Annotated in this window: 25 protein-coding genes; 16 read left to right on the forward strand and 9 right to left on the reverse strand. The window is 42.3% G+C overall.

The window, feature by feature from the left end; all coding sequences use genetic code 11:
• Positions 1 to 122: 122 nt before the first annotated feature.
• Positions 123 to 500, forward strand: a complete 378-nt coding sequence (locus tag V1502_RS05050) for a hypothetical protein (RefSeq protein WP_409253286.1) — start codon at positions 123 to 125, stop codon at positions 498 to 500.
• Positions 500 to 982: a hypothetical protein gene (locus V1502_RS05055; protein ID WP_409253287.1), complete on the forward strand. Its 483-nt coding sequence runs from the start codon at positions 500 to 502 to the stop codon at positions 980 to 982. The genes V1502_RS05050 and V1502_RS05055 overlap by 1 nt, the downstream gene beginning before the upstream one ends.
• A gap of 201 nt (positions 983 to 1,183) precedes the next feature.
• Here V1502_RS05055 and V1502_RS05060 read toward each other — a convergent pair whose 3' ends face one another.
• The gene (locus tag V1502_RS05060; protein WP_409253288.1) at positions 1,184 to 1,804 is read right to left on the reverse strand and encodes an NAD(P)-dependent oxidoreductase; all 621 of its coding nucleotides are present in this window, start codon (positions 1,802 to 1,804) and stop codon (positions 1,184 to 1,186) included.
• 164 nt (positions 1,805 to 1,968) lie between these two features.
• On the opposite strand from V1502_RS05060, the gene V1502_RS05065 reads away from it, so the two are divergent.
• From V1502_RS05065 to fumC, 4 genes are all read left to right on the forward strand, one after another.
• Positions 1,969 to 2,784: an amino acid ABC transporter substrate-binding protein gene (locus tag V1502_RS05065; protein WP_409253289.1), complete on the forward strand. Its 816-nt coding sequence runs from the start codon at positions 1,969 to 1,971 to the stop codon at positions 2,782 to 2,784.
• Positions 2,768 to 3,472 carry an amino acid ABC transporter permease gene (locus V1502_RS05070; protein ID WP_409254283.1) on the forward strand — a complete coding sequence of 235 codons (705 nt, stop codon included), beginning with the start codon at positions 2,768 to 2,770 and terminating at the stop codon, positions 3,470 to 3,472. The genes V1502_RS05065 and V1502_RS05070 overlap by 17 nt, the downstream gene beginning before the upstream one ends.
• 18 nt (positions 3,473 to 3,490) lie before the next feature.
• Positions 3,491 to 4,225 carry an amino acid ABC transporter ATP-binding protein gene (locus V1502_RS05075; protein WP_409253290.1) on the forward strand — a complete coding sequence of 245 codons (735 nt, stop codon included), beginning with the start codon at positions 3,491 to 3,493 and terminating at the stop codon, positions 4,223 to 4,225.
• A 271-nt stretch (positions 4,226 to 4,496) separates the two neighbouring features.
• Entirely contained in the window at positions 4,497 to 5,879 is a 1,383-nt protein-coding gene (fumC, locus tag V1502_RS05080) for a class II fumarate hydratase (RefSeq protein ID WP_409253291.1), read from the forward strand.
• Between the two features lie 172 nt (positions 5,880 to 6,051).
• Here the strand turns inward: fumC and V1502_RS05085 are convergent, their stop codons facing one another.
• Entirely contained in the window at positions 6,052 to 6,273 is a 222-nt protein-coding gene (locus tag V1502_RS05085; protein WP_409253292.1) for a small, acid-soluble spore protein, alpha/beta type, read from the reverse strand.
• A 312-nt stretch (positions 6,274 to 6,585) separates the two neighbouring features.
• Between V1502_RS05085 and V1502_RS05090 the strand changes: the two genes are divergently transcribed.
• Positions 6,586 to 6,798: a hypothetical protein gene (locus V1502_RS05090; RefSeq protein WP_409253293.1), complete on the forward strand. Its 213-nt coding sequence runs from the start codon at positions 6,586 to 6,588 to the stop codon at positions 6,796 to 6,798.
• A gap of 67 nt (positions 6,799 to 6,865) precedes the next feature.
• On the opposite strand, the gene V1502_RS05095 is transcribed toward V1502_RS05090, so the two are convergent.
• The 3 genes from V1502_RS05095 to V1502_RS05105 form a co-directional block, all read right to left on the reverse strand.
• Positions 6,866 to 7,963, reverse strand: a complete 1,098-nt coding sequence (locus V1502_RS05095) for an ABC transporter ATP-binding protein (protein WP_409253294.1) — start codon at positions 7,961 to 7,963, stop codon at positions 6,866 to 6,868.
• A gap of 115 nt (positions 7,964 to 8,078) precedes the next feature.
• On the reverse strand, positions 8,079 to 8,993 hold the full coding sequence (locus V1502_RS05100; protein ID WP_409253295.1) for a PucR family transcriptional regulator: 915 nt from the start codon (positions 8,991 to 8,993) through the stop codon (positions 8,079 to 8,081).
• Between the two features lie 609 nt (positions 8,994 to 9,602).
• Positions 9,603 to 9,812, reverse strand: coding sequence for a YheE family protein (locus tag V1502_RS05105; protein WP_409253296.1), 210 nt, complete (start codon positions 9,810 to 9,812; stop codon positions 9,603 to 9,605).
• 316 nt (positions 9,813 to 10,128) lie between these two features.
• Here V1502_RS05105 and V1502_RS05110 point away from each other — a divergent pair, with 316 nt between their 5' ends.
• On the forward strand, positions 10,129 to 10,521 hold the full coding sequence (locus V1502_RS05110; RefSeq protein ID WP_409253297.1) for a hypothetical protein: 393 nt from the start codon (positions 10,129 to 10,131) through the stop codon (positions 10,519 to 10,521).
• Here V1502_RS05110 and V1502_RS05115 read toward each other — a convergent pair.
• From V1502_RS05115 to V1502_RS05130, 4 genes are read right to left on the reverse strand one after another with little or no spacing between them, the layout of a single operon-like run.
• On the reverse strand, positions 10,514 to 11,707 hold the full coding sequence (locus V1502_RS05115; RefSeq protein ID WP_409253298.1) for a YheC/YheD family protein: 1,194 nt from the start codon (positions 11,705 to 11,707) through the stop codon (positions 10,514 to 10,516). The two genes, V1502_RS05110 and V1502_RS05115, sit on opposite strands and share 8 nt — an antisense overlap.
• On the reverse strand, positions 11,704 to 13,068 hold the full coding sequence (locus V1502_RS05120; RefSeq protein WP_409253299.1) for a YheC/YheD family protein: 1,365 nt from the start codon (positions 13,066 to 13,068) through the stop codon (positions 11,704 to 11,706). The genes V1502_RS05115 and V1502_RS05120 overlap by 4 nt, the downstream gene beginning before the upstream one ends.
• A complete protein-coding gene (locus tag V1502_RS05125) occupies positions 13,065 to 14,153 on the reverse strand; it encodes a YheC/YheD family protein (protein WP_409253300.1) in 1,089 nt (362 codons plus the stop codon). Before V1502_RS05125 ends, V1502_RS05120 begins: the two co-directional genes overlap by 4 nt.
• Complete coding sequence (locus V1502_RS05130; RefSeq protein WP_409253301.1) at positions 14,119 to 15,495, reverse strand: YheC/YheD family protein; 1,377 nt, start codon at positions 15,493 to 15,495, stop codon at positions 14,119 to 14,121. Before V1502_RS05130 ends, V1502_RS05125 begins: the two co-directional genes overlap by 35 nt.
• Positions 15,496 to 15,813: 318 nt before the next feature.
• Between V1502_RS05130 and V1502_RS05135 the strand changes: the two genes are divergently transcribed.
• The 8 genes from V1502_RS05135 to V1502_RS05170 all read left to right on the forward strand — a co-directional run bounded on the left by V1502_RS05135 (position 15,814) and on the right by V1502_RS05170 (position 22,644).
• A complete protein-coding gene (locus V1502_RS05135; protein WP_409253302.1) occupies positions 15,814 to 16,950 on the forward strand; it encodes a DUF445 domain-containing protein in 1,137 nt (378 codons plus the stop codon).
• A 92-nt stretch (positions 16,951 to 17,042) separates the two neighbouring features.
• Complete coding sequence (locus V1502_RS05140; RefSeq protein ID WP_409253303.1) at positions 17,043 to 17,396, forward strand: YlbF family regulator; 354 nt, start codon at positions 17,043 to 17,045, stop codon at positions 17,394 to 17,396.
• A 269-nt stretch (positions 17,397 to 17,665) separates the two neighbouring features.
• Entirely contained in the window at positions 17,666 to 18,532 is an 867-nt protein-coding gene (locus V1502_RS05145; RefSeq protein WP_409253304.1) for a Cof-type HAD-IIB family hydrolase, read from the forward strand.
• Positions 18,533 to 18,828: 296 nt separating this feature from the next.
• Positions 18,829 to 19,059, forward strand: coding sequence for a hypothetical protein (locus V1502_RS05150; protein WP_409253305.1), 231 nt, complete (start codon positions 18,829 to 18,831; stop codon positions 19,057 to 19,059).
• Positions 19,031 to 20,524 (forward strand): coproporphyrinogen III oxidase, encoded by a 1,494-nt coding sequence (locus V1502_RS05155; RefSeq protein WP_409253306.1) that lies wholly within the window; start codon positions 19,031 to 19,033, stop codon positions 20,522 to 20,524. The genes V1502_RS05150 and V1502_RS05155 overlap by 29 nt, the downstream gene beginning before the upstream one ends.
• A gap of 322 nt (positions 20,525 to 20,846) precedes the next feature.
• Positions 20,847 to 21,512, forward strand: a complete 666-nt coding sequence (locus V1502_RS05160; protein ID WP_409254284.1) for a potassium channel family protein — start codon at positions 20,847 to 20,849, stop codon at positions 21,510 to 21,512.
• Positions 21,513 to 21,710: 198 nt separating this feature from the next.
• On the forward strand, positions 21,711 to 22,169 hold the full coding sequence (locus V1502_RS05165; RefSeq protein WP_409253307.1) for a hypothetical protein: 459 nt from the start codon (positions 21,711 to 21,713) through the stop codon (positions 22,167 to 22,169).
• Positions 22,170 to 22,323: 154 nt separating this feature from the next.
• Positions 22,324 to 22,644: a hypothetical protein gene (locus V1502_RS05170; RefSeq protein WP_409253308.1), complete on the forward strand. Its 321-nt coding sequence runs from the start codon at positions 22,324 to 22,326 to the stop codon at positions 22,642 to 22,644.
• Positions 22,645 to 22,831 lie beyond the last annotated feature (187 nt).

Genomic DNA, 22,831 nt, shown 5'->3' on the forward strand with positions numbered 1-22,831 from the left:
TTCGTTATCCTGTCATACAGACGGGACCAAAGGGGGATTTTGTCGAATTTAAGCCCATTCTGCTTAGTATCAAGGTATAATCTAGTTTGTATTATAGAATGAACGTAAGGGAGGCTTTTATGATGGGATGGGTAATAGCCATTTTGTTTGGTTCAGCAGTAGTGCTGCTCATTTTATCGTTTATCAAAACGACGCAATCCAAATCACAATTAGAACAACAAATTGAACACTCTTCAATATCATTAATGAATGAGGTCCATGAATTGCAGAAGCAAATTCGCGACATCGAATTAGATGCAGAGATTACAGCAAAACAGGCAGGTGCGATGGAGTCATCTTCGCAGGAACGCCTTTTGCTTCGAGAGGTGCTGGATATGCATAAGCGCGGCTATTCTGTTGAGAGTATTGCTGCAAAAACAGAGCTGAATCCGCATAGAGTTGAGATGATGCTGGCCCCATTCATGAAAAGGAAGATGGAAAGGAGCATGGCGGTACAATGATGACGAATTCATTGCGCAGTTTTGCTTCCGGACTTTTGATTGCAACTTCCTTGATTGGAGCAGTATATTTATTTGGTCCTGAAAAAGCCAAGAGTACGGAACAGCCGGCAGAAACAGCTAAAACAAAAGAGCTTAGTGAAAAAGAAATGATTGAACAGCTTGCCTCAAAAGGTTACGTCATACATACAGAAGAAGAGTGGAACAAACAGAAGGTTGAACCAGAAAATAAGCAAGCAGAAGATAAAACAGAAAAACCGGCCACTGAAGAGAAGGTCGTCTATCGTGCCATTTTATCTGTATCTATGGGGATGACCAGTATTGATGTCGGGAACGCTTTGGAGAAAGCAAAGATTATAGACAATGACATGGATTTCTATAAAGAGGTGGAAAATCGAGGTCTTGAAAATGAATTAAGGCCTGGTACCTTTGAATTCGAAAGCGGGATGTCGATGGATGAGATCATTTCCATCATTTTTGAATAAGAAAGAGCTCCTTTGAACAAATTCAAGGGAGCTCTTTCTTTTAGGCTCTTTTTTTAAAATTAAATATGAAGTTTAAGAGTTATAGCCAAGAAACCACCCTGGTAAACGAGAAAAGAGCTAATAACCCTGTTCAGTTAGATAAGCCCTTGTACCCGAGGGAGAGATCCCAAGTGCCGAAGTAAATATTAAGAAAGAGCCTTATTAATAGCAAATGCCGATTCTGGTACGGAAACTTTCCTTATCTGCAATCAAACTATATGCATAGTCCCCGGTATCAAAAACAGAGATACTTTTTCCGCCTTCAGGGAGAATGTCTTTTTCCGTGCGGTACACACCGGTTTTCTCTCCGTCGGGGAGGTAGGTTGGGCACACAACGGTCCAGTTCAGGTTAGAACTTTTTAACATAAGGTAAGCTCTCAGGTGGTCTTCGGCTGCTGTTGTGCTTCTTCTTTTAGCCTCAGCACTTTGAAACCTAAAGAGAGAAGGTGTGTTTCTCGATTGAAGAATTCCAGCCGTACCAATCGTGATGATTCTCGAAATACTGTTCATTCGCATGGATTTCAAAATGACCGGCATACTCTTAGACAATACATTATTTTTATCGGTGCCAAGTGTACTGATGACCACATCACTATGCTGTAAACAGGCATTAATATCATTTTCCTCCAAAGCATTTCCTTCAATTAGCGAAAGGCTGGGATGGTCATACTCAACTTTTGCTGCATTTCTTACCAGCGCTTTAACATTGTGTCCGTCCTTCAGGGCATTCTCCAGGATGACTGATCCAACTCTTCCGGAAGCCCCCAATAATGCGATGTTCATGATAGAACCTCCTTTTCTTCTCAGAATTCATTATAACAGTATTCATTGATTGATCACTTTTAGAGAAAGCTAAATGTGCAAACATTTTTATTGACAAGAAGAGATTATCATTCTATGATAGCATACGTAATAATTAATCCGATAAGAATAGTGAGGTTTTAAAAGTGAAAAAGTTTACTATAAGCATTTTATTCTTGATAGGTGCAATATTCCTATTTGCCGCTTGCGGTAATAACGCTGAAAATGAATCAGCTAGTAAGCAAGGTAAGGAACAATCATTATATGAACAAATCCAGGAAAATGGAGAGCTGCTCATCGGTACAGAAGGGACATATCCTCCTTTCACATTCCATGATGAATCCGGGGAATTGACTGGATTCGATGTTGAAATTGCAAGAGAAGTAGCCAGCCGCCTTGGGGTAGAGCCGGTATTTAAAGAGACACAATGGGATGCCATGTTTGAAGGCTTGAATTCAAACCGTTTTGATATGATTGCCAACCAGGTGGGTATCAGGGAAGACCGTCAGGAGAAGTACGACTTTTCCATCCCGTACATCGAGTCTTCCGCTGTACTTGTAGCAAGCAAAGAAAATAATGAAGTCAATTCTTTCGAGGACATTGAAGGACTCACTTCTGCACAGTCATTGACAAGTAACTATAAAGATATTGCTGAAAGTTATGGAGCAGAAATTCAAGGTGTCGAAGGTCTTGCGCAAGCGATTCAATTAGTGGAACAAGGCCGTGCAGATGTAACTGTAAACGACAAGCTATCCATTTTGGATTACCTGCAAAAGCAAAAGAATGCAGGCATTGAAATCGTCGCAACAGAGGAGGACGCTTCTCAAAGCGGACTGATGTTCCGTAAAGGGAACGAACAATTGGTGGAAGAAGTGAACAAAGCGTTAGAGGAAATGATGGAAGACGGAACATACGCCGAAATTGCTGATAAATGGTTTGGCGAAGATGTATCTCCTAGGTAGTATTTTTCAAGATCCCGAACGCATGATGGATATCCTGCAAAGCTCCCTGCTTCCTATGGTGAAGGGAGCTTTGTATTATTCTATTCCTCTAACACTGATATCTTTTGCATTCGGAATGGTCTTGGCAATTGTCACGGCCCTGGCGAGGTTGTCCGGCAGTAAAATACTCAGGGGAATCGCCCGTGTATATGTTTCGGCCATCAGAGGAACACCGTTACTTGTGCAATTATTTATTATCTTTTTCGGATTGGGCAACCTCGGTATTGAAGCATTGAAATTTGACCCTTTCCCTTCAGCCGTCATTGCCTTTTCTTTAAATGTAGGTGCCTATGCATCGGAAATCGTCCGTGCTGCCATCCAATCAATACCCAAGGGCCAATGGGAGGCTGGTTACTCAATCGGCATGACCTATGGACAGAACTTGAAGCGGGTTATCCTGCCGCAGGCTGCAAGGGTATCGGTCCCTCCGTTATCAAACTCTTTTATCAGTTTGGTTAAAGATACATCCCTGGCTTCCCTGATTCTGGTCACCGAGCTATTCAGAAAAGCGCAGGAGATCGCCGCGACGACATATGAATTTCTTCTATTGTATATGGAAGCGGCATTCCTATACTGGGTCATGTGTTTCATTCTTACACTCATTCAGGACAGGGTGGAATCCAGACTTGACCGATATATTGCAAAATAAAGAGAGGAGGGTGAAAAGATGATCAGCATTAAAGGGTTAAAAAAGCGTTTTGGGGATCTCGAAGTGTTAAAAGGGTTCGATGTCGAGGTTGAAAAAGGGCAGGTGATTGTACTGATCGGTCCCTCTGGTTCAGGAAAAACAACATTCCTACGCTGTCTCAACCTTCTCGAAGTGCCGGATGAAGGACAACTGGACATCAGCGGTACAAAAATGGATTTTACCAAGAAACTGACGAAAAAAGATCTAATGGATATGAGAAGAAAGACGGGAATGGTATTTCAGAACTATAACCTATTCCCGCACCGGACAGCTCTTGAGAACGTCATGGAAGGCCCCGTGATTGTTCAGCGGAAATCCAAAGCGGAGGTAAGAGAAAATGCAATATCGCTTTTAGAAAAAGTAGGCTTAGGAGACAAGATTAATTACTACCCCTACCAGCTTTCAGGTGGACAGCAGCAACGGGTCGGCATTGCCCGTGCGCTGGCTATCGAACCCCAGGTCATGCTGTTTGACGAACCGACTTCAGCACTCGACCCGGAATTGATCGGAGAAGTGTTGAAAGTCATGAAAGATCTTGCTGAGGACGGTATGACCATGGTTGTCGTCACACACGAAATGAAGTTTGCCAAAGAAGTGGCGGATGAAGTCATCTTCATGGATGGCGGCTACATCGTGGAACGCGGGAAGCCGGCTGACGTTTTTGAAAATCCAACAAAAGAGCGTACGCGACAGTTCCTAAATTTGATACAGTAAAAAGCTTAGCCATCCGGTTAAGCTTTTTTGCTGTATAAGAGGGGAGATTGGGATGACGGAATAATGTTAGATAGACCAGTGCTGAACTGGAACAGGCATAAAGTGAGGTGACGGGAAGGAAATCCAGCAATTAAAACAATTACGTATTGGCCCTGTTACTTTTACATAGGCTTTCAATAAGTTGAAAAAACCTTACATTATTTTGGTAATGATGTTATTTCTTAATTTTAAGTGGAAAAATAGAAAAGAGAAATGTAAAGGAGGAGATGAAATGGAATTCAGAACGGAACGTGATACGATTGGTGAGATTAAGGTACCCGCTGATAAGTTCTGGGGTGCGCAGACCCAACGGAGCAGGGAAAACTTTAAAATCAGCCATGAAAAAATGCCTCTTGAGGTTACATATGGGTTTGCGCAGTTGAAAAAAGCGGCGGCAATCGTCAATAATGAGCTTGGAAAGTTGTCGGATACTAAGAAAGATGGAATTGTAAAGGCATGTGACGAAATCATTTCAGGAATGCTTGATGAACATTTTCCGCTGGTGGTATGGCAGACAGGGAGCGGTACTCAGTCCAATATGAACGTGAATGAAGTGGTTGCGTACAGAGCGAACCAAATGATCCAGGAAAGCGATGAAAAAGTTCATCCGAATGATGATGTCAACATGTCACAAAGCTCGAACGATACGTTTCCCACAGCCATGCATGTAGCGGCTTATAAAGAAATCGTTGAGAACTTGAAGCCGGCACTGGAGCAATTTCATAAAACATTAAGTGAAAAAGAGAAAGAGTTCATGGACATCATTAAAATCGGGCGTACCCATCTCCAGGATGCTACGCCATTGACACTGGGTCAGGAAATCAGCGGGTGGAGGACAATGCTTGAGAGGTCCCAACAAATGATTCAGGAAAGCAGCAAGCACCTCCTGAACCTCGCAATCGGCGGAACAGCTGTTGGTACAGGAATAAATGCAGACCCAAGATTCGGCGATAAGGTAGCCGCTCAATTGGAAGAGCAAACCGGCTTTCCGTTTGTGTCCTCCGATAATAAGTTCCATGCCTTGACTTCCCATGATGAGATCGTTCATGTGCATGGTGCTCTGAAGGCATTGGCAGCTGATGTGATGAAGATTGCCAATGATGTGCGCTGGCTGGCAAGCGGTCCACGGAGCGGCATTGGGGAAATCACCATTCCCGCGAATGAACCGGGAAGCTCCATCATGCCTGGAAAAGTGAATCCTACCCAGAGTGAAGCGTTGACAATGGTTTCTGCCCAAGTATTTGGGAATGATGCCGTCATTGGCTTCGCGGCGAGCCAGGGAAATTTTGAACTGAATGTATTCAAACCGGTTATTATTCATAATCTTCTTCAGTCCACGAGACTCTTGGCTGACGGCATCCGTTCATTCGATGAAAAATGTGCACAAGGGATCGAGCCGAATAAAGAAGTCATTGAAGAATTCGTAAACCGGTCATTGATGCTTGTTACAGCACTCAATCCGCATATAGGTTATGAAAAAGCGGCCGAAATAGCCAAGACTGCCCATAAAGAAGGCCTGACATTAAAAGAAGCAGCCGTCCGTTCCGGATATCTGTCAGAAGAGCAGTATGATGAATGGATCGACCCTTCTAAAATGGTGAATCTAAAAAAATAGGGCTTTCTTCCAACGAATAAAGATTTATTAGCTTTCCTTTAGGTGTGGTGTTTTAAGAGTCCTGTGGAGTCACACATTTGGAGGAAATCAAAGTTTTTTTAAAAGCAAGCCAAATAAATAGGAGCCCCTGACTGAATGTCAGGGGCTCTAGCCATATTAATATTAAGTTGGATTATTTTTGTGCGTAACCGCCGATTTGCTGTTCAGCCATTTGTACAAGGCGTTTAGTGATTTCTCCACCTACAGAACCGTTAGCGCGTGCAGTTGCATCAGCACCAAGTTGTACACCAAATTCAGAAGCGATTTCCAATTTCATTTGGTCAATTGCTTGTTGAGCTCCTGGAGCTACTAGTTGGTTAGAGTTGTTGCTGCGTGATTGTTGTTGGTTTTGCATGTTTTGTCATCTCCTTGTTGTTTTTATGGTTGGGTCAACTGGACTTGCACCAGTCCCGCACGATTACTGCGGCCATCTAATTTGGTCAACCCAATGTTTGTGAGAGACTGTTTGTTTGCTGCTGTTACTCTGTATTATGGAACTTTTAAAAAAATATATACAAGAATGAAAGAGGGAATTTATTCCTTGAGAGAAACGCACGATTGACACATAAAAGATAGAGGAAAACAAAAGGATAATAATGATTAAATTCTGTAGAAAAAACGGTGATTACTTATGAAAGTATGTGCATTATGCAACGGGGTGACCCGAGTGGAGGTAGATTGCTCCCAATGCGGTTCCACATTGACGGACAGGGGAAGGATCTATGACTTTTATGATGATTACAGTGCCTACATGGACATTGACGAAATCAAGCTTGCAGACGGGATTCCGGAAAGTTCGGGTTCAGATGAATGCATCCATTTATTTGCGGGAGATTGCGGACATGAAGAAACAAGGGTAATAAAATTCACGGAATTCTAGTCAAAAACTGAGAGGAACAAAAAACTGCCAATCCAGTTAGGAATGGCAGTTTTTTATTGCTGTGAAATTATCTGATGCGTTCTTCTGTTTCCGCATCGAAGAAGTGAGTTTTGTTCATGTCAAATGCAAGGTCGATTGTTTCGCCGGCTTGGACATCTGTACGGGAGTCGACTCGAGCAACAAAGTCCTGGTCGCCAAGGCGGGAATACAACATCGTTTCTGCACCCGTCAATTCGGAAACTTCAATTTTTGCTCTGATTTTTGACCCTTGAGAAGAGTCGATGAAAAGAGGCTCATCATGGATATCTTCCGGTCTTACACCAAGGATGATGTCTTTTCCTACATACCCTTGTTCACGTAATGCTTTCATTTTTCCTTCAGGAACTTCAACAGCTTCATCGCCGAAAGTGAATTTGCCGTCTTGAAGTTTACCACGGAAGAAGTTCATTGCCGGAGAACCGATGAATCCGCCAACAAAGACGTTTTCCGGTTTGTCGTAAACTTCTTTAGGAGAACCAACCTGCTGGATGATGCCGTCTTTCATGACTACGATACGAGACGCCATTGTCATCGCTTCTGTCTGGTCATGTGTAACGTAGATAGTCGTTGTTTGCAGGCGTTGGTGAAGTTTTGCAATTTCCGCTCTCATCTGTACACGTAATTTAGCATCAAGGTTGGAAAGCGGCTCGTCCATTAAGAAAACTTTTGCATCACGGACAATCGCACGGCCCAATGCCACACGCTGGCGCTGACCACCGGACAATGCTTTTGGTTTACGGTCCAGTAAAGATTCAAGGCCAAGGATCTTAGCAGCTTCCTGCACACGACGGTCGATTTCCTGCTTGTCGAATTTGCGTAATTTTAAACCGAAAGCCATGTTATCATACACACTCATATGAGGGTAAAGAGCGTAGTTTTGGAAAACCATCGCGATGTCACGGTCTTTTGGTGCAACGTCGTTTACGCGCTTGCCATCGATGTAAAAGTCACCTTTTGAAATCTCTTCCAGGCCGGCTACCATCCTTAATGTTGTGGATTTACCACAGCCTGATGGTCCTACGAATACGATGAACTCTTTATCTTTGATATCCAGGTTGAAGTCTTTTACAGCTGTTACGTTTTTATCATAAATTTTATAGATATTCTTCATTTGTAATTCTGCCACTTTGTATTCCTCCTAGTGTTTTCTATCTCTCTGTTAATCCCATTGTATTAGAAAACGCTTACTGAATGTAATGGTTAAAGTGCATAAAAAAACTTGGAGGGTTTGGGCATGTTGCTCATTCTGCTGTCTCCTGCTCAATTTCCAGGCAGACAAGGTAAACGGTCAGTGCGCCTTTGAAGGTTTTGATATCGATTCCGGTCTTCTCGATAAACTTGTCAATGCGGTATTGAACACTGTTGCGGTGCATAAATAACACTTTGGCAGTCTGGCTTGTGTTCGATTGATTCTCAAGATAAGTCTTGATTGTTTTTTTCAGCTCTTCATCATCGGCAAATAACTGGATGATGTCCGCGAACATACTTGTTTTTGTTTGTTTCGGCACGTGGTGAAGGGCAAAAGACGGAAACGTGGACGGAAACGTAAACACCCGGCCTTTTGAGATATTCTTTTCAGCAAAAGTAAACAGGTTCTTTTCTTCCTGGAAAAAAGAAAGGAACTGGTCATCTATTGTGTAGAACCTCCCGATGAAAAAACTTGGCGATGCAAAAAAATCACCTTCAATGACAGCGGCTGCGGAAAGGAGTTCTTCTTCAGGCAGGGACCATTTCGTCTGTTTTTCAACGATGGCACCCTTTCCGGGAGAGGAGAAGACAATGACTGCGTGCTCAGCAAAAATGCTGCGAAAAGCTTCTTTTAATAGGAGATTTTCAATGTTTTCCTTGATAGAAAATTGAATGACCCGATAGTGATCTTTTGGTGAAACGTCAGTCAGTAGAGGCATCCCTTTGTAAAGGTAATCATGCCAGCTTCTGCTTTCCGCCGTTTCATTTTGCCAGCTGCCGGATGGTACTGCTTCAGTAAATAGGCTGGAAAGCAGGTCAATTTCCGGTTGTGTTAACAGATGTCTAGGGATGGCAAGATACTCGTCGGTTGCATCTGCTGTCAGCCAGAGGGTATCAGGGTCTTCCTCTGAAGGAGGAGCTGTATGTAATGTTGATTCTGGATATTTCTGTTGAAGTTTTAAAAGCATACTATTCCCTCGTTTATGTTTCATTGATATTGATAAGTACATTGTACGAAAAGGCCGATAGATTTCAAAGTGTTAGCTTTACAAGAATTCGAATGGGAGGTTGTCCTGCTTAAGAGTGCCATTAGTTCATAGGTGGGACTGCTCAATGGATAGGACCGGAACCGAGGGTGAATGCCTGCGGGGTACAGTATTCATAAAGAACACTTGTCCAGGACAGCGTTCTCAACTGTCCTGGATTTGCCTGTGTCACTGCTGCCTGAACAGAGGAGGCGGCCATTTCTCATTACAAGGCTGGTTTCGTATAGATTATTGCTTTCGGAAAAATCCATAGTGCCGGATTTTTCCCTCGGGTACAAGGGCTTTGTTCTCTGAACAAGGTGAATCAGCTCTTTTCTTCCTTGTTTATCAGGCTATTTTTGGTTAATTAAGTAGATATTTTTTAAAATTTGTATTAAATAGCAACAAAGTTTACGAAAAGAGCCAACTGAAAAGGGTAATTAGCTCTTTTCTTTCATGCTTACCAGGATACTTTCCGGGAATTTATGGATATATCTCTTAACTTCATTTTGAATAGCAACAAAGTTTTAGAAAAGAGCCTATTACAAAATATCAATCATACACGTGGAAAAGCATTAATTCGTGAATCTGCTTTTTGATCATTTCTTCATCTGCTGCGGGCGGCTGTCCGTCTTTCCATTCAATGGTGCCGTTCTTGTGGTAGGTACCATTGTATTTGGTTCCTTGATAATAAAATGAAAAAGTCCAACCTGGCAGCTTTTTATTTTCATACATACTCTTAAATTGGAAATGCTGAATCATCTATTCGTGCCCCCTTGTGTTTTGCTTCGGCTGAAACAGCCGGTTTCTCTTCTTCCTATTCTAAACGTTTCCATCCATTATTTACAGTGGGGGACGTAAGCCAACAATCCTTGCGAAAAACCACTGTAATATGACATAAACTTGTATGATCTGTCATACAGATTAATAAAGCTGTTCTTGTGGATGATTCACTGCTTTAAAGCAGTAAAAGGGACAGTCCCTCTTAGCGAGGCAACGCGTTAAAGCACTAAGAGGGACTGTCCCTCTTAGTGCGGTGAAGCGGTGAAGCATGAGGAATTTTGAAGGGGTGCTGATGATGTTTGTGAAGGATCTGCAGGCTGGTATCGAGCATACACGGGCTTCCGGCCGTTTTTATATAGAATTACTCCATAAGACCAATAACCCTGTTTATAAGGAATTCATTGAACAGGCTGAGAAGGACAAGCGCAAACATTATGAACTTCTCCAATATGTGCATTACATGCTGACCGGGAAGTATCACGCCCCGGCACAACTGGAAAGGGGCTTCTCCACGTTCAGGGAAGGTGTCCTGATGGCACTGAAAATGGAACTGAAGGGGGCTTCATTATATCGTGATCTTTTAATGGATATCCCGGGGTGGCAGGTATATCAGCCGATCTTCATCGTCATGACCGACGCCCCCTTAAATGCAATGAGGTTTACTCTCATATACAATGCACTCAAGTAGACTTCCCCCGGGAAGCTCTTGAAAAATGAAAAAAAGATTGTGCCAGGCTCTCCAGCCGCTGCTCTTCTATTTCCTTTTCATCAAACTTCATCGGTTTGGAATTGATTTCGAAAATGACAAGCTCGTCATTTTTTTCTCTCAGTCCAAGGTCCATGGAAAATTCACCGATAAGGCCGAAAGTAGATAGCAGCTGTCTTCCGGAGTCTTCAGCCAGGACCTCAATCTTTCTAACCAATTCGTCTGTTTCTACATAATGAAAGGGAAGGATTTTTCCTCCTTGAGGGACATGGGTCGTTACTTCCTGCCGCTCAGAGACCCTGATGCCGACTCCGCTGATCTGAAATTCTTTTCCAGTAAAATGGACGAGTACCCGCAGGTCATATCGGTGATTGTTCAATTTTTTACATGGTATGGCTTCTTGATAGATATATGTCTCAGAGTCCAGCCATTCTGGATATTTCATTAACAAGCGCTCAAAGCGGATGAATCTTTCAATTTTTTTTGTGCTTTTGCAGCTGATTTGTCCGTCCTCACACTGTTCGAGAAGCCGGATTCCTTTTCCTTTTGAAGAAAGTACAGGCTTGATGTACAGCTTCTGCTTCAGCTTCAAATCTTTTTCCAGTTCCTCTTTACTCACAAGCAGCTTTGTTTCCGGCAGATGTGGCATTAATGAGCGGCTTTCTGAAAGTGACTGATAAACCTCCCACTTATTAAAAAAGTGAGGATTGAAGAAATTGATGTTGTTCTCTTTCGTCCACTCAAGAAACCTGAAAAACTCCTCTGTTTTTTCAGAAGCAGGAGAAGGGACCCGATTATAAATAAAGTGGGGGATGGGAAAATTGCATGAAACCCACATGTTTTTCTTTTCGTGAAAGCACAAACCTTGGATTTTTTCTCTTCCGATATCACTCAGTGAGAAGACGAAGGAAATACCGCCCCTCGACTGAATGATCTTCTGAAGCTCTTGAAATAAAGGGAAGTTACCCTGGTAACTTCCCTTTTCTTTGGCTGCCAATATACCGATGACCGGACCGCAGGAATTATTTGTGACTGAGACATCAAACTCATATTTATAAGGTTCATCTTCTCTATAGAGAAGATAAGAATTTTTGCCGAACAGCAGGGAAGGAATGGAGGGATCGGTGTGAAAAAATATTTTCTTCTGCGGCTGATAATAAATCTTCATTTGAAAGTTTCCTCCGGCTGGCGGATCGATCGCTGTGTAAGATAAAGGCCAAAAGAAAGGGAAAGTTTTCGTGTCAAAACCTCAAAAGTCTTTAAGTCAGGGTGCGTGAAGATTGATCTGCCAGGTTTTGAATTCGCTTCGAACAGCCAGACTCTCCCAAGTGTATCAATCCCAAAATCAAAGCCGATTTCCCCAATAAATCCTTCCATATTCCGTTCAAGGGCAGTCGACAAAGTAATCGCCGCCGTTCTGAGCTTCTCTGCAGTTCGCTTGCACTGTTCCTCTTCTATGAAAATCTCCTGTATGCTCTTTACCTTGCCTCCATTATGAAGATGTGTCGTCACGCTTCCTTCTCCAGCAACTTTGGCAGCCATTGCGCTTACTTGCCATTTCCCGTTCTCATCCTTATTGGTATGGACCCTGAAATCGATGGCCCGGTCCTCTGACTTCATCAGGTTTATTCCCTGTTGAATGAGCATTCTGTTCAACCCCTTTGCCGGAATCACCCTTTGCAGCAGCTTTTCAAAGGAGCCCGATTTGATCAGTCGGTTCGTGCCGATGCGGTCTTGAAACCGGCATAGATACTCTTCAGATTTCCGATTATAAATAAATTGATGGACACCCAGCCCAAGGCTTCCGTTTTTCGGTTTGATGAACACATGGCCATATTTGGACATCATTCTTTCTATCTGGGAAAAGGATTGAAAGGCATGTGTCTCCGGCAGATACCGGACAGCCTCTTCATCATTTTCAAGTCTTTCAAATACGTCCAGCTTGTTAAAAAAACCAGGATTATACCATGGGATACCATACTGTTTCTGCAGACGGGCCTTTACTTCCTGATACCCTGACTTTCTCTCGCTTCTTCGATTGGGAAGACGGTCATAGATTACATTCGGCAGCGGGACACTATGGGTTTTCCATTGGTTCTCAACATAAAAATGCCCTTTGACAAGCCCGGCTTCCCAGTCGATATGTTTCTCACCGAAAACAAAGGGGATGACACCAAGGGAAGACTGCAAGGACAGCAGCTTTGAGAAAAAAGAAGACCGCTCGCCAATCGGCTTCATCAAAAAGGAAGTGAAGCCTGAGGTGAAAATACCGATAAGCGGCCCCAATATAATCGTATTGTCATGCTGAAATAAATAAATGGTTGAAATAAAAGAAGGAAGATACAACTCTTCCGCCAGGCTGGAGCTGATGGAGACAACATTCCTTCCGTTCGGGTGTTTTCGGCATACGGGTTCTGCCTGGATGCAGCCGAGAGAGACGGTTCCAATAGGTTTCTGTTCAAAACTGACAGGCAGATAAAGAATTTTCTCCTTCGATTCAAATCGTTCAAGTTTATACGGCTTAATCAAGAAGAATCGCCTCCTGTGGCCGGCATTTTTCTATGCAGCGCCTTGCAATAACGCAATGGCAAGGCATGCAGCCGCTCGATTTCCTCCGCTGGAAGGAGCTGCAGCATCTTATGGCCGGGCTTTGAATTCATATCAAGGATCCAAACGGAGCTGTCTCTTCCGATGATGATATCCAGGCCAATTTCAAATAGGGGTGCAAATTCCTCCTCCAGAATCTCAGGCAGCGCCCGGATGATCTCCCTTAGTTCCAACTCGATATAGTTCCAATCATAAAGCTTTTGGTTTTTCTTCCACTCTGAATAAGGAATCGCTGCAGCGCCTGCACTGAGATTGGTCAGCAAGCTGTCCTGATTCCCGACACGAAATCCTTTGCAGGAGATAACCCATTTGTCGCTTTCATTTTTTTGCAAAAGGAGACGCAAGTCGAAAGGCCGGCTTTGTTCATCCCGGTTATCCAATTTTCTTTGAAGGATGAAGCTTTTTTTGCGGGTAAGGCTTTCGAGCCAACGGGCGAGTGTCTCTTCATCCATTTCTTTCTCAACCATATTTGATTTTTTCGTTGTACGAATGACCATCTGTTCTTTGTCGGCAACTATTTCATAGACGGCCGTTCCATGGGCACCATCAAACGGTTTGATGATCACATGTTTTTCTCTTTTAATTTTGGCAATCGTATCGGGGATGGACTCAATCAGTGTCGTTTCCGGAAGGTAGGGAGCCACTTGCGGCTGATTCCTCAAATGCTGGTAAACCGTCCACTTGTTTGGCAGGCCGTATCCTAAGAAACATAAATCATCCCGGTTCTTCAGCCATTGAACAATGGCTTTAGCTTGCTTTGACTTGAAATCATCCTGATAAAACGTCCGGTCATAGATATATTCGGGTATTGTAAAGATATCTTTCTGCCAGCTTCCGGTTTCCGTGCAAAAACGGTAGCCTTGAATCCATTCTGTGTGGGGGTGAATCTGCAGCGGTGAAAATAACAGGACTTCCACACCATGAGTTTCACTTGCTTCAGCCATACCTGTGTAAAATGGATGAGTTGTTGTTTCAGGTTCCAGCATCATGATTCCCAGTCTGGTCATATGAAGCTCTCCTTTCTTCCCAAATGGTTTTTGATAAAATATAAAGGGACTTGACGGACGGCCTGATCGTATCGGTATCGGTGTAAGTCTGCTTAGACGGCTTTGAGTTCACCTCGATCAGCCATGGTTTTCCTTCTTCATCCACGCCAAGATCAACACCTAACTCACCCAGTGTCAGAGGGCAGTTGTCAGCGAGCCGGCAGCAGGCTGACAGGGCTAATTCTTCCATGAGCTGGTATGTTGTCAGGGCTTTCTCAGGACTGAAAAATGCACATAGAATGGTCAGCGGTTTGGCTAATTCGCCGCCCTGAGCAATGTTGGAAACAAACTGGCCATCGCCTGATATCCGGGCTACCGCGGATACCAGTTTCCATTCCTGCCGATCAACGAGGTGGCAGAGGAACCGGAAATCCAGCGCTCTTTCACTGAACTTCAGCAGATTGATTGTTTCCTGAATGATAAAATGGGAAGAGACCTTTAGATTCGCAAGCTCCTCATATGTCTCTTTTAATGAAGGAAAGAATTTTTGGACCGTCTCATCCCCGATATTTTGAACTAATCGATACTCATTTTCTAAGTACTCAAGTCTCAGCAGCTTCTTCCCCTGACTGCCGGCAATATGTTTGATGAAGAGATCCTGATGGTGTTCGATCAGGCGGCGGAGGCCAGAAAGAGAGAAAGGTTCAGTATGAGGCAAGTATTCAAGAAGGTTCTCTTCCTGTGAAAGCAGCTCATAAACATAATCCTTTGTTAAGTATGAGGAGTTAAAAACGAAAACAGATTGTTCTTCCAGTTCGGTTATAAGCGACTTCACGGCTTGACTCCGGTCGGATCGGCGTGAATGAACACGATTATAGAGGATGTTGGGCAAGGGAACGCTGCTTTGAAGCCACTCTCCTTTTTCTTCATTAAATAAATAGCCTTGTTGCTGACGTAAAAGAGAGGGACCGGTCAGAAAAAACAATCCTCCCTGCAGCCGGGTATAACGGTGCAGTTCATCAAAATATTGTCCAAGCCTTCCGATTGTGGGTTTTCCTGAAGAGTCGGTATCGGTAAGGACCGCTATTACGGGACCTAAGGATAGGAGTCTATTTTCTTCGGAAAAATGGGCGGTCAGGTTACAGGACCCTGATAGCTGAAATGGGTGGTTTGCAGGAAAGAGAAGTTCACAGTCATCACGGTCAGTCACTTCAGCAGCTATTTTTGTATCAAACTGTGTAAGTCCGAACCTGCTGGAGACGGCTTTCCCTGCGAAAGTTCTCAATCCCTGAGGAGAACGGGCAGGAATAAGTAAGGTAGGCTGTTTTTCATTTGATTTTGAGACCTTGCAATTAAATAACATAAAAAAACTCCCCATTTGCGCTGTCGTTGGACAAAATTTATAATATGATAATGGGCGGATGCTGATATAGCATATTATGTGAGAATCATGAAAATGTTCAGGGACAGTGATAATGTTTCTATACATTCGGTTGCCGTTTACTTATGACGTTGTTTTGCAAAGGTTGTGAGTTTTTTAATACCTGGGATTGAAAATCAGCATTACCTTCATTTAATGAGCAATATTGTATAGACGAAGACACCATGCGAAACCGCATATACCAACTCAGATCTTGCAAATACGATCTTTCACAATATCCCTCAAGGAAGGATTGAAATAATGAACATTCTTTTAACCTTTATCCTTATGGTCGTGATCGGAGCAGCGATTGGCGGGATGACCAACTCCCTGGCCATCAAAATGCTCTTCAGGCCTTATAAACCTGTTTATATAGGAAAATGGAGGGTTCCATTTACCCCGGGACTCATTCCAAAGAGAAGAAGTGAAATGGCCGTACAGCTTGGAGATATGGTCGTCCATCACTTAATCACCCCGGAAAGCATTCAAAAAAAGTTGACCAACAGCCAGTTCAAGACCGAGGTCGTGAAATGGATAGGTGAAAGTGTAGAGCCCGTCATCCAATCCGATGAAAGCATTGAAGCGTGGCTTGAGAAACTGCGTATTCCGTTGACGACCGAAACTGTTGAGGCCGGCATTGAAAATTGGATTGACCGAAAATATTACAGTTTTAAAGCACAGTACCGCTCTCAAACTATTGAATCAACAGTGCCGCACCATTGGCAGGAAAAGATCGAGGCAGCCATCCCGAAGGCGGCCGATTTTATAGCCGAAAAAGGGGAGGCCTACTTCAACAGCCCTGAAGGTAAGCGAAAAGTGAAAGTCATGATCGACGACTTCCTTGAAGGAAGGGGCATGCTTGGAAACATGCTTGGTATGTTTTTGGGCAATTCTTCCGTTTCTGAAAAAATCCAGCCGGAGATCATTAAATTCATCAAGCATGAGGGCACAAAAGAAATACTGAGAAACCTCCTGCATAAAGAATGGGAGAAACTAAAAGAATCAAAGTGGGAAGATGTTCTCCAGAATGTTAAAGATGAAGATGTCCTGCCGACCCTGAAGAAATCAATTCTAGAAGTCACTTCGGTGGACAAGCTGATGTCATCGGGGTTGAAGGACTTTTTATCTCCTTATAAACACAGAATCACGGGGATTATTGTCCCGCATGCTTTTGATATGAGTGTGATGGCCGTCTCGCAAAAAATTGACGTCATTATGGAAAAGCTACATCTCCAGGAAGTCGTCAGGGAGCAGGTTGAGACCTTTTCCGTTCAGCGGCTGGAGGAGCTGGTGCTGGGTATCACCTCCAAGGAGCTCAAAATGATCACGTACCTGGGCGCTTTATTGGGCGGGCTGATAGGATTGGTCCAGGGTGCCATTGTACTGTTCATTGCATAGATATAATACAGAAACCTGGCATCCTCGCAATCTTCTCTCACTTTTGTTATAGTGGTAGAGGATTGGCTAGAGATTTTTAGGAGGTATTTATTTTGGCAGTAAACTTATACGATTACGCAAACGAACTGGAAAGCGCACTTAGAAAAAGTGACGAATTCAACGACCTGAAGAAAATGTATGACGAAGTGAACAATGACGAACAAGCAAATAAAATGTTCGAAAACTTCCGCAACATCCAAATGAATCTTCAGCAAAAACAAATGAACGGCGAAGAACTTACTCAAGAAGAAGTAGAACACGCGCAAAAAACAGCGATGCTTGTTCAACAGCACGAAAAAATTTCCAAGCTGATGGAAGCTGAACAAAGAATGAGCTTGCTGATCAACGAACTAAATAAAGTCATCATGAAACCATTGGAAGAACTATACGGTTCCATGCAGAAGTAATTTTTTCTTACGACTGTCCCGAAGCAAGGGGCAGTTTTTTTTATATATTTTCATAGGCACTTTACACGTTTGAAGGAAAGAGTCTCCCTAAAAAATGTGTTCTTGAATCCCTTTCGAATGAAACCAAGTCGCTCTCTAAAACTTGTCATATTTTTCATCTTTCAATCATAACAGTATACAAAGGACCAGAGTGGACATGGTCACCAGTCCATTCCAATCTTATATATTCCCGCAGGTGAAAATAGACAACAATTGAGGAGGGCGCAGCCATGATTTACCGTATGTTAGCCATGAATATCGACGGCACATTGTTGAACAATGGCCGTTTAAACAAAGAAACAAAAGAAGCAATAGATTATGTGCAAAGTAAAGGCATCTATGTCACTCTCATTACAGGAAGAACCTTCCCTTCTGCCAAGAGAGTCGCCAAAGCTTTGAAAATTGATAATCCCCTGGTAACGCATCAGGGAGCCTACATCGGCACACACTTGGAAAAACCCCTATATGTCAATAAAATCCACGAAGATATCACGTATGAAATTGTAAAATTCCTAGAAGAGCTTGACTGTCAAATGAGAGTCGTCCAGGATAAAATGGCGATCATGAACAGGGTGAAATTATCAGGCTCCCTTCGTGAAAAAGTACTCTTTAACAGGGAATCAAGCTTCCTATACAGCACACATTATACAGACTCACTGAGTGAATACTTATTCGAAGATCCTTCTTCCGCACTTAAAGTTGAGGCGAAATTCAATTCACCTTCAGACCGGGACGATGCCATGAAGGCAATCAAAGGGATGTATCATGAAGTGGACTGCATCGTGACTGACAAGGATAAAATCGACATCGTCAAAAGGGGCGTCTCAAAACTCCGGGGACTGCTTTATGTGTGCGAACGCGCAGGAATAAGCCGGGACCAGGTCGTGATGGTAGGTGCCAATCAGGACGATAAAGATCTCCTCGACTGCAGCGGCCTCGGCATTGCCATGGGGAACGCCAGTCAGGATGTCAAAAATGCCGCAGACTGGATTACCCGCACAGATAAACAAAACGGCGTTGCCTACGCGGTAAAAGAACTATTCCGCAAACAGCAGCCGATAGAATTTTTAAAGAAAATGAACGTAATTAAGTCATAGTTTGACAGAAACTGGCCTGCAGGGTCAGTTTTTTTGTTATTTGACCAGCGGTGTTCCAATTTCTCCGCTGCTGAACCGATTTCATGATGGGGGTTTGGACGAAGAGCCAGGAAACGTACCCCTAGAGAAGGGAAATTGTGCTTGAAAGGGTACGATTAGAGAGGAAACGTACCCCTACGGAAGGGAAATCGTGCTTGAAAGGGTACGATTAGCGGAGAAACGTACCCCTAGAGAAGGGAAATTGTGCTTGAAAGGGTACGATTAGAGAGGAAACGTACCCCTACGGAAGGGAAATCGTGCTTGAAAGGGTACGATTAGCGGAGAAACGTACCCCTAGAGAAGAAAAAAACGAGCTTGTAACGGTACGATTAGCGAGGGAACGTCCTCAGAAGAGTTTGTACGTCGCTGAACGGCCGCTTACGCTTTTGATATTGACCGCAACTCAATCGTTTTGTACACTTAAACAAGTTGAAAATCGATTTCTGAAAGGTGATTTCATTGAACATTACATTCAGCGGTTTGAGTGATGAACGTTTCAATCGTCCATTGCAGCTTATCGCCAATCTATTTTTTGAAGAGCCGTCAGTCGCCCCGTTTCAAGAGGAAAAAGGCGATCTGCATATAGAGTTTCATTTACAGAAAGAACAGGGTCTTGTTAAAGCACGAGCAGCCCTTCAATCAAAAGAACAACATCATACCGCCTGGTTCGAGAAAGATGTTCCACAGGAACAAACGGAGAAAGAAGAATTCCGCAGTTACAAAAATGCTCTTTCTCATGTCTATCTTAATGCGCTGCAGGATTACACGGGAATCGTTCAGCCTTGGGGTATCCTCACTGGTATCCGTCCGACTAAGCTGTTCCATAAAAGCGTGAGAGAAGGTGTACCGAGAGAGGAAATCCGCCGTAAACTGAAAGAGGATTATCTCATCACTGATGAAAAGATTGATTTGATGGAGCGCATTGTCGACCGCCAATTATCGGTGATACCTGACTTATATTCCCTTCAGAAAGAGGTCAGCATTTACATTGGTATTCCATTCTGCCCAACGAAGTGTGCTTATTGTACATTCCCGGCTTATGCCATTTTAGGGAAGCAGGGCAGAGTCGATTCCTTCCTTTCCGGACTTCATTATGAAATTCAGGAAACCGGGCGCTGGCTGAAAGAGAACGGGGTTAAAATTACCACGGTTTATTACGGTGGTGGAACACCGACTTCCATTACTGCCGAACAAATGGACTTGCTATATGAAGAAATGTACCGTTCTTTCCCTGATGTGGGTAAAGTCAGGGAGGTAACCGTGGAAGCGGGCCGTCCGGATACCATCACACCGGAAAAATTAGAGGTATTGAATAAATGGAACATCGACCGGATCTCCATCAATCCGCAGTCTTATACAAATGAAACATTGAAAGCCATCGGCAGACATCATTCCGTTGAAGAGACCATAGAAAAGTTCCATCTTGCAAGGGAGATGGGAATGAAAAATATTAACATGGATCTGATCATCGGTCTTCCAAGTGAAGGGGTAGAAGAGTTTACCCATTCCTTGAACGAAACGGAAAAGCTGATGCCGGAATCATTGACTGTTCACACATTGTCTTTTAAAAGAGCATCAGAAATGACAAGGAATAAAGAGAAGTATAAAGTCGCAGACAGAGAAGAAATTGAAAGAATGATGGCGCTGGGTGATCAATGGACGCAAAAGCATAATTACGCTCCTTATTATCTGTACCGCCAGAAAAACATCCTGGGGAATCTTGAGAATGTAGGATATGCCCTTCCTGAACAAGACAGCATTTATAACATTATGATAATGGAAGAAATGCAGACAATTATCGGAATCGGATGCGGCGCAGCGAGTAAATTCATCGATCCTGAAACCGGAAAAATCACGCATTTTGCCAATCCAAAGGAACCGAAAGCATATAATGAAGGATTTAAAAACTATACAGAGAAAAAGCTGCAGATTCTTGATGAGCTTTTAAACTAAATGAAACGGCCCTTACTTTGTGAGGGTTGTTTTTTTTTGTGTGTTTATTCATTACGTTTTGTATTAGTGAAAATTAAGGTAGTTATGAAAACTCTTCTGATATAAAGCTGGAAGAAAACCTTCTGGTATCACATGAAGCAGATTCTTTCTTATTCAACTAAAGGGCCAGTTAATTGAACAAGAGTATTGCTCAAATCTTGATTTTTTGAAATAATTGGTATTAAGTGGAAGGATGGAAACGTGGGAAAAAGTACTATGCTAACCTCCTTCCTTTTTAGGGGGGATATTCATAAAGAAGAATATTGTTTATTTTACATATGAAATTGTAGTGGCAAGTTTAATCATTTATTCGTTATTTGTTAAGCTCCCTAATGACCAGGAGAAGGTATTATCTTGGTTTGTCTGGGGATTATTTTTAGTTGATTACACTGTCCGCTTAATAGTTAGCAAAGATAAGTGGGAGTATGTAAAGAAACATCCATTAGAATTGCTGGCAATCATACCATTTGATCAGGTGTTCAGGGCATTACGGTTGGTTCGAATTATCAGATTGCTAAGGCTGGTAGTTTTGTTAAAAAGAAAAGATTCGTTTCTCGAGGTTCTTACACAAAAATACAAAGTGGACCGAATATTTGTAATTGTTATTGCTTTATTGTTTTTAAGTGCGATTTCAATGTACTGGATAGAACCCAGTTTTAACACTTTTGCAGATGCTCTTTGGTGGTCAATTGTGACCACAACAACTGTTGGGTATGGAGACTTGTATCCTGAAACAGCCGTGGGCAGGATAATTGCCTCTTTTTTAATGTTTGTAGGAATTGGGTTGATTGGTACAATTACAGGAATGGCAGCCTCTTTCTTTTCAAAGGATAAGGAACTTCCAGAAGAACTAAGATATGTTAGAGAAAGAATTGATAATTATTCTTCGCTTACTAATGAAGAGATCGATTTGATAATCAGAAAGTTGGAGAATTTGAAAGTAAAATAGTGTTTAATTACTTTTGTTGGTATATGGTTCCTCTCGGTTTTAGAATTGAAGAATTAAGATGTTAGGGATAAAGTGGGGCAATAACTGGAGGTCCCATATTAGGTCCGGCTATTTACCTTCTTCAATTATTGGAGCAGGTTAATTGAACAAGGATTAAATTTATTTTTGGTAAAATAAACAAAAAAGGGGGATAGATAAATGAAAAAAATTATAATTCTATTTTTACTGTTATTTATTATTGCCGCTTGTTCAAATGAAGAGATTAAAACGATAAATCCAAATGAAATTACTTTTGGTACTCTTAAAATTCATAAAGATGGTACGCTTGTGAAAGATATTAGGTTAACAGAAAATGAAAAATTATTGAATGAAGCTGTTGAGACCTACAATGACGCTAAATTTCTTTCAGTGGAAGAAGATGAAAATAAAAATCAAGTTAATATAGACACCATTCAAACTGATGGACCATTAGAAGAAGAGTTCTCTGCCTCTTACTTTACTATCAATGTAAAATCCACTGGAAACGATTATTATATCGGCTATAAAGGGAATAACATTTTTAAAGTCATCGCTTCTGGAAATAGTTTCAAGGACAGACCTCTTGAATATTTCGTTGAAAGTGAAAAATTAAAAAAGTTCATTATAGAAAATGAATAAATTAGTTCTTTCACTAAACGGGGACGTTTGCTGGAAAAGCAGTCGCCTCCCTACAACTACAACAGCAAGAGTTAGCATCTTCGGCTAACGGAGCAGTTTAGTTCAAATTCATTGGCGTAATAAATCTCAATAGATGTCGGGGTGGCTAAGTTTTATGACAGCAAAAGAATTTGTTGAAATGTTCTACAATGAAAAAAATGAATTGATTAAACAATATTTTAGTAATTCACACGTTACAGAAGTTGGAAGTAAAATAGATAGTCTTGGTTTAACAGAAAATCAAATGGCTAAGATGAAAGATGTTTTAGATGTAGTTCTAACAGACGTTATGTATACCACTTTATTGGGGTTGGATGGGGAAGCCTCAATTGGAGGTGTGCAGCAAACTTATAAGTTGTATGACAAGAATGGATTTGAATTAACAAATAGTGGTGAAATAGAGCAATATGCTTATGAGTATTTTCACGAAGATTAACAATGATAGGCTTATATAATTTAGTCTTTTATTGTGACCTATTCAAAAAGTAACATTAAAAATTGAATGTGAAATAGTGTACTGAAACAAGCTGGTGCGTTTGCTGAATAAGCAGCCGCCCGTTGTTCAACTATTGGGCAGGTTAATTGAAGAAGAACAATTATGTATTAATACAATTTTGCCTACA

It is taken from the genome of Rossellomorea sedimentorum (assembly GCF_046237645.1).
GTDB classification, from domain to species: domain Bacteria; phylum Bacillota; class Bacilli; order Bacillales; family Bacillaceae_B; genus Rossellomorea; species Rossellomorea sedimentorum.

What these genes read in the sequence shown, in the direction of transcription:
- V1502_RS05050 (WP_409253286.1), top strand. Translation starts at nt 123, where the DNA reads ATGGGATGGGTAATAGCCATTTTGTTTGGTTCAGCAGTAGTGCTGCTC.
- V1502_RS05055 (WP_409253287.1), top strand. Translation starts at nt 500, where the DNA reads ATGACGAATTCATTGCGCAGTTTTGCTTCCGGACTTTTGATTGCAACT.
- V1502_RS05060 (WP_409253288.1), bottom strand. Translation starts at nt 1,804, where the DNA reads ATGAACATCGCATTATTGGGGGCTTCCGGAAGAGTTGGATCAGTCATC.
- V1502_RS05070 (WP_409254283.1), top strand. Translation starts at nt 2,768, where the DNA reads ATGTATCTCCTAGGTAGTATTTTTCAAGATCCCGAACGCATGATGGAT.
- V1502_RS05075 (WP_409253290.1), top strand. Translation starts at nt 3,491, where the DNA reads ATGATCAGCATTAAAGGGTTAAAAAAGCGTTTTGGGGATCTCGAAGTG.
- fumC (WP_409253291.1), top strand. Translation starts at nt 4,497, where the DNA reads ATGGAATTCAGAACGGAACGTGATACGATTGGTGAGATTAAGGTACCC.
- V1502_RS05085 (WP_409253292.1), bottom strand. Translation starts at nt 6,273, where the DNA reads ATGCAAAACCAACAACAATCACGCAGCAACAACTCTAACCAACTAGTA.
- V1502_RS05100 (WP_409253295.1), bottom strand. Translation starts at nt 8,993, where the DNA reads ATGCTTTTAAAACTTCAACAGAAATATCCAGAATCAACATTACATACA.
- V1502_RS05105 (WP_409253296.1), bottom strand. Translation starts at nt 9,812, where the DNA reads ATGATTCAGCATTTCCAATTTAAGAGTATGTATGAAAATAAAAAGCTG.
- V1502_RS05110 (WP_409253297.1), top strand. Translation starts at nt 10,129, where the DNA reads ATGTTTGTGAAGGATCTGCAGGCTGGTATCGAGCATACACGGGCTTCC.
- V1502_RS05115 (WP_409253298.1), bottom strand. Translation starts at nt 11,707, where the DNA reads ATGAAGATTTATTATCAGCCGCAGAAGAAAATATTTTTTCACACCGAT.
- V1502_RS05125 (WP_409253300.1), bottom strand. Translation starts at nt 14,153, where the DNA reads ATGACCAGACTGGGAATCATGATGCTGGAACCTGAAACAACAACTCAT.
- V1502_RS05130 (WP_409253301.1), bottom strand. Translation starts at nt 15,495, where the DNA reads ATGTTATTTAATTGCAAGGTCTCAAAATCAAATGAAAAACAGCCTACC.
- V1502_RS05135 (WP_409253302.1), top strand. Translation starts at nt 15,814, where the DNA reads ATGAACATTCTTTTAACCTTTATCCTTATGGTCGTGATCGGAGCAGCG.
- V1502_RS05145 (WP_409253304.1), top strand. Translation starts at nt 17,666, where the DNA reads ATGATTTACCGTATGTTAGCCATGAATATCGACGGCACATTGTTGAAC.
- V1502_RS05165 (WP_409253307.1), top strand. Translation starts at nt 21,711, where the DNA reads ATGAAAAAAATTATAATTCTATTTTTACTGTTATTTATTATTGCCGCT.
- V1502_RS05170 (WP_409253308.1), top strand. Translation starts at nt 22,324, where the DNA reads ATGACAGCAAAAGAATTTGTTGAAATGTTCTACAATGAAAAAAATGAA.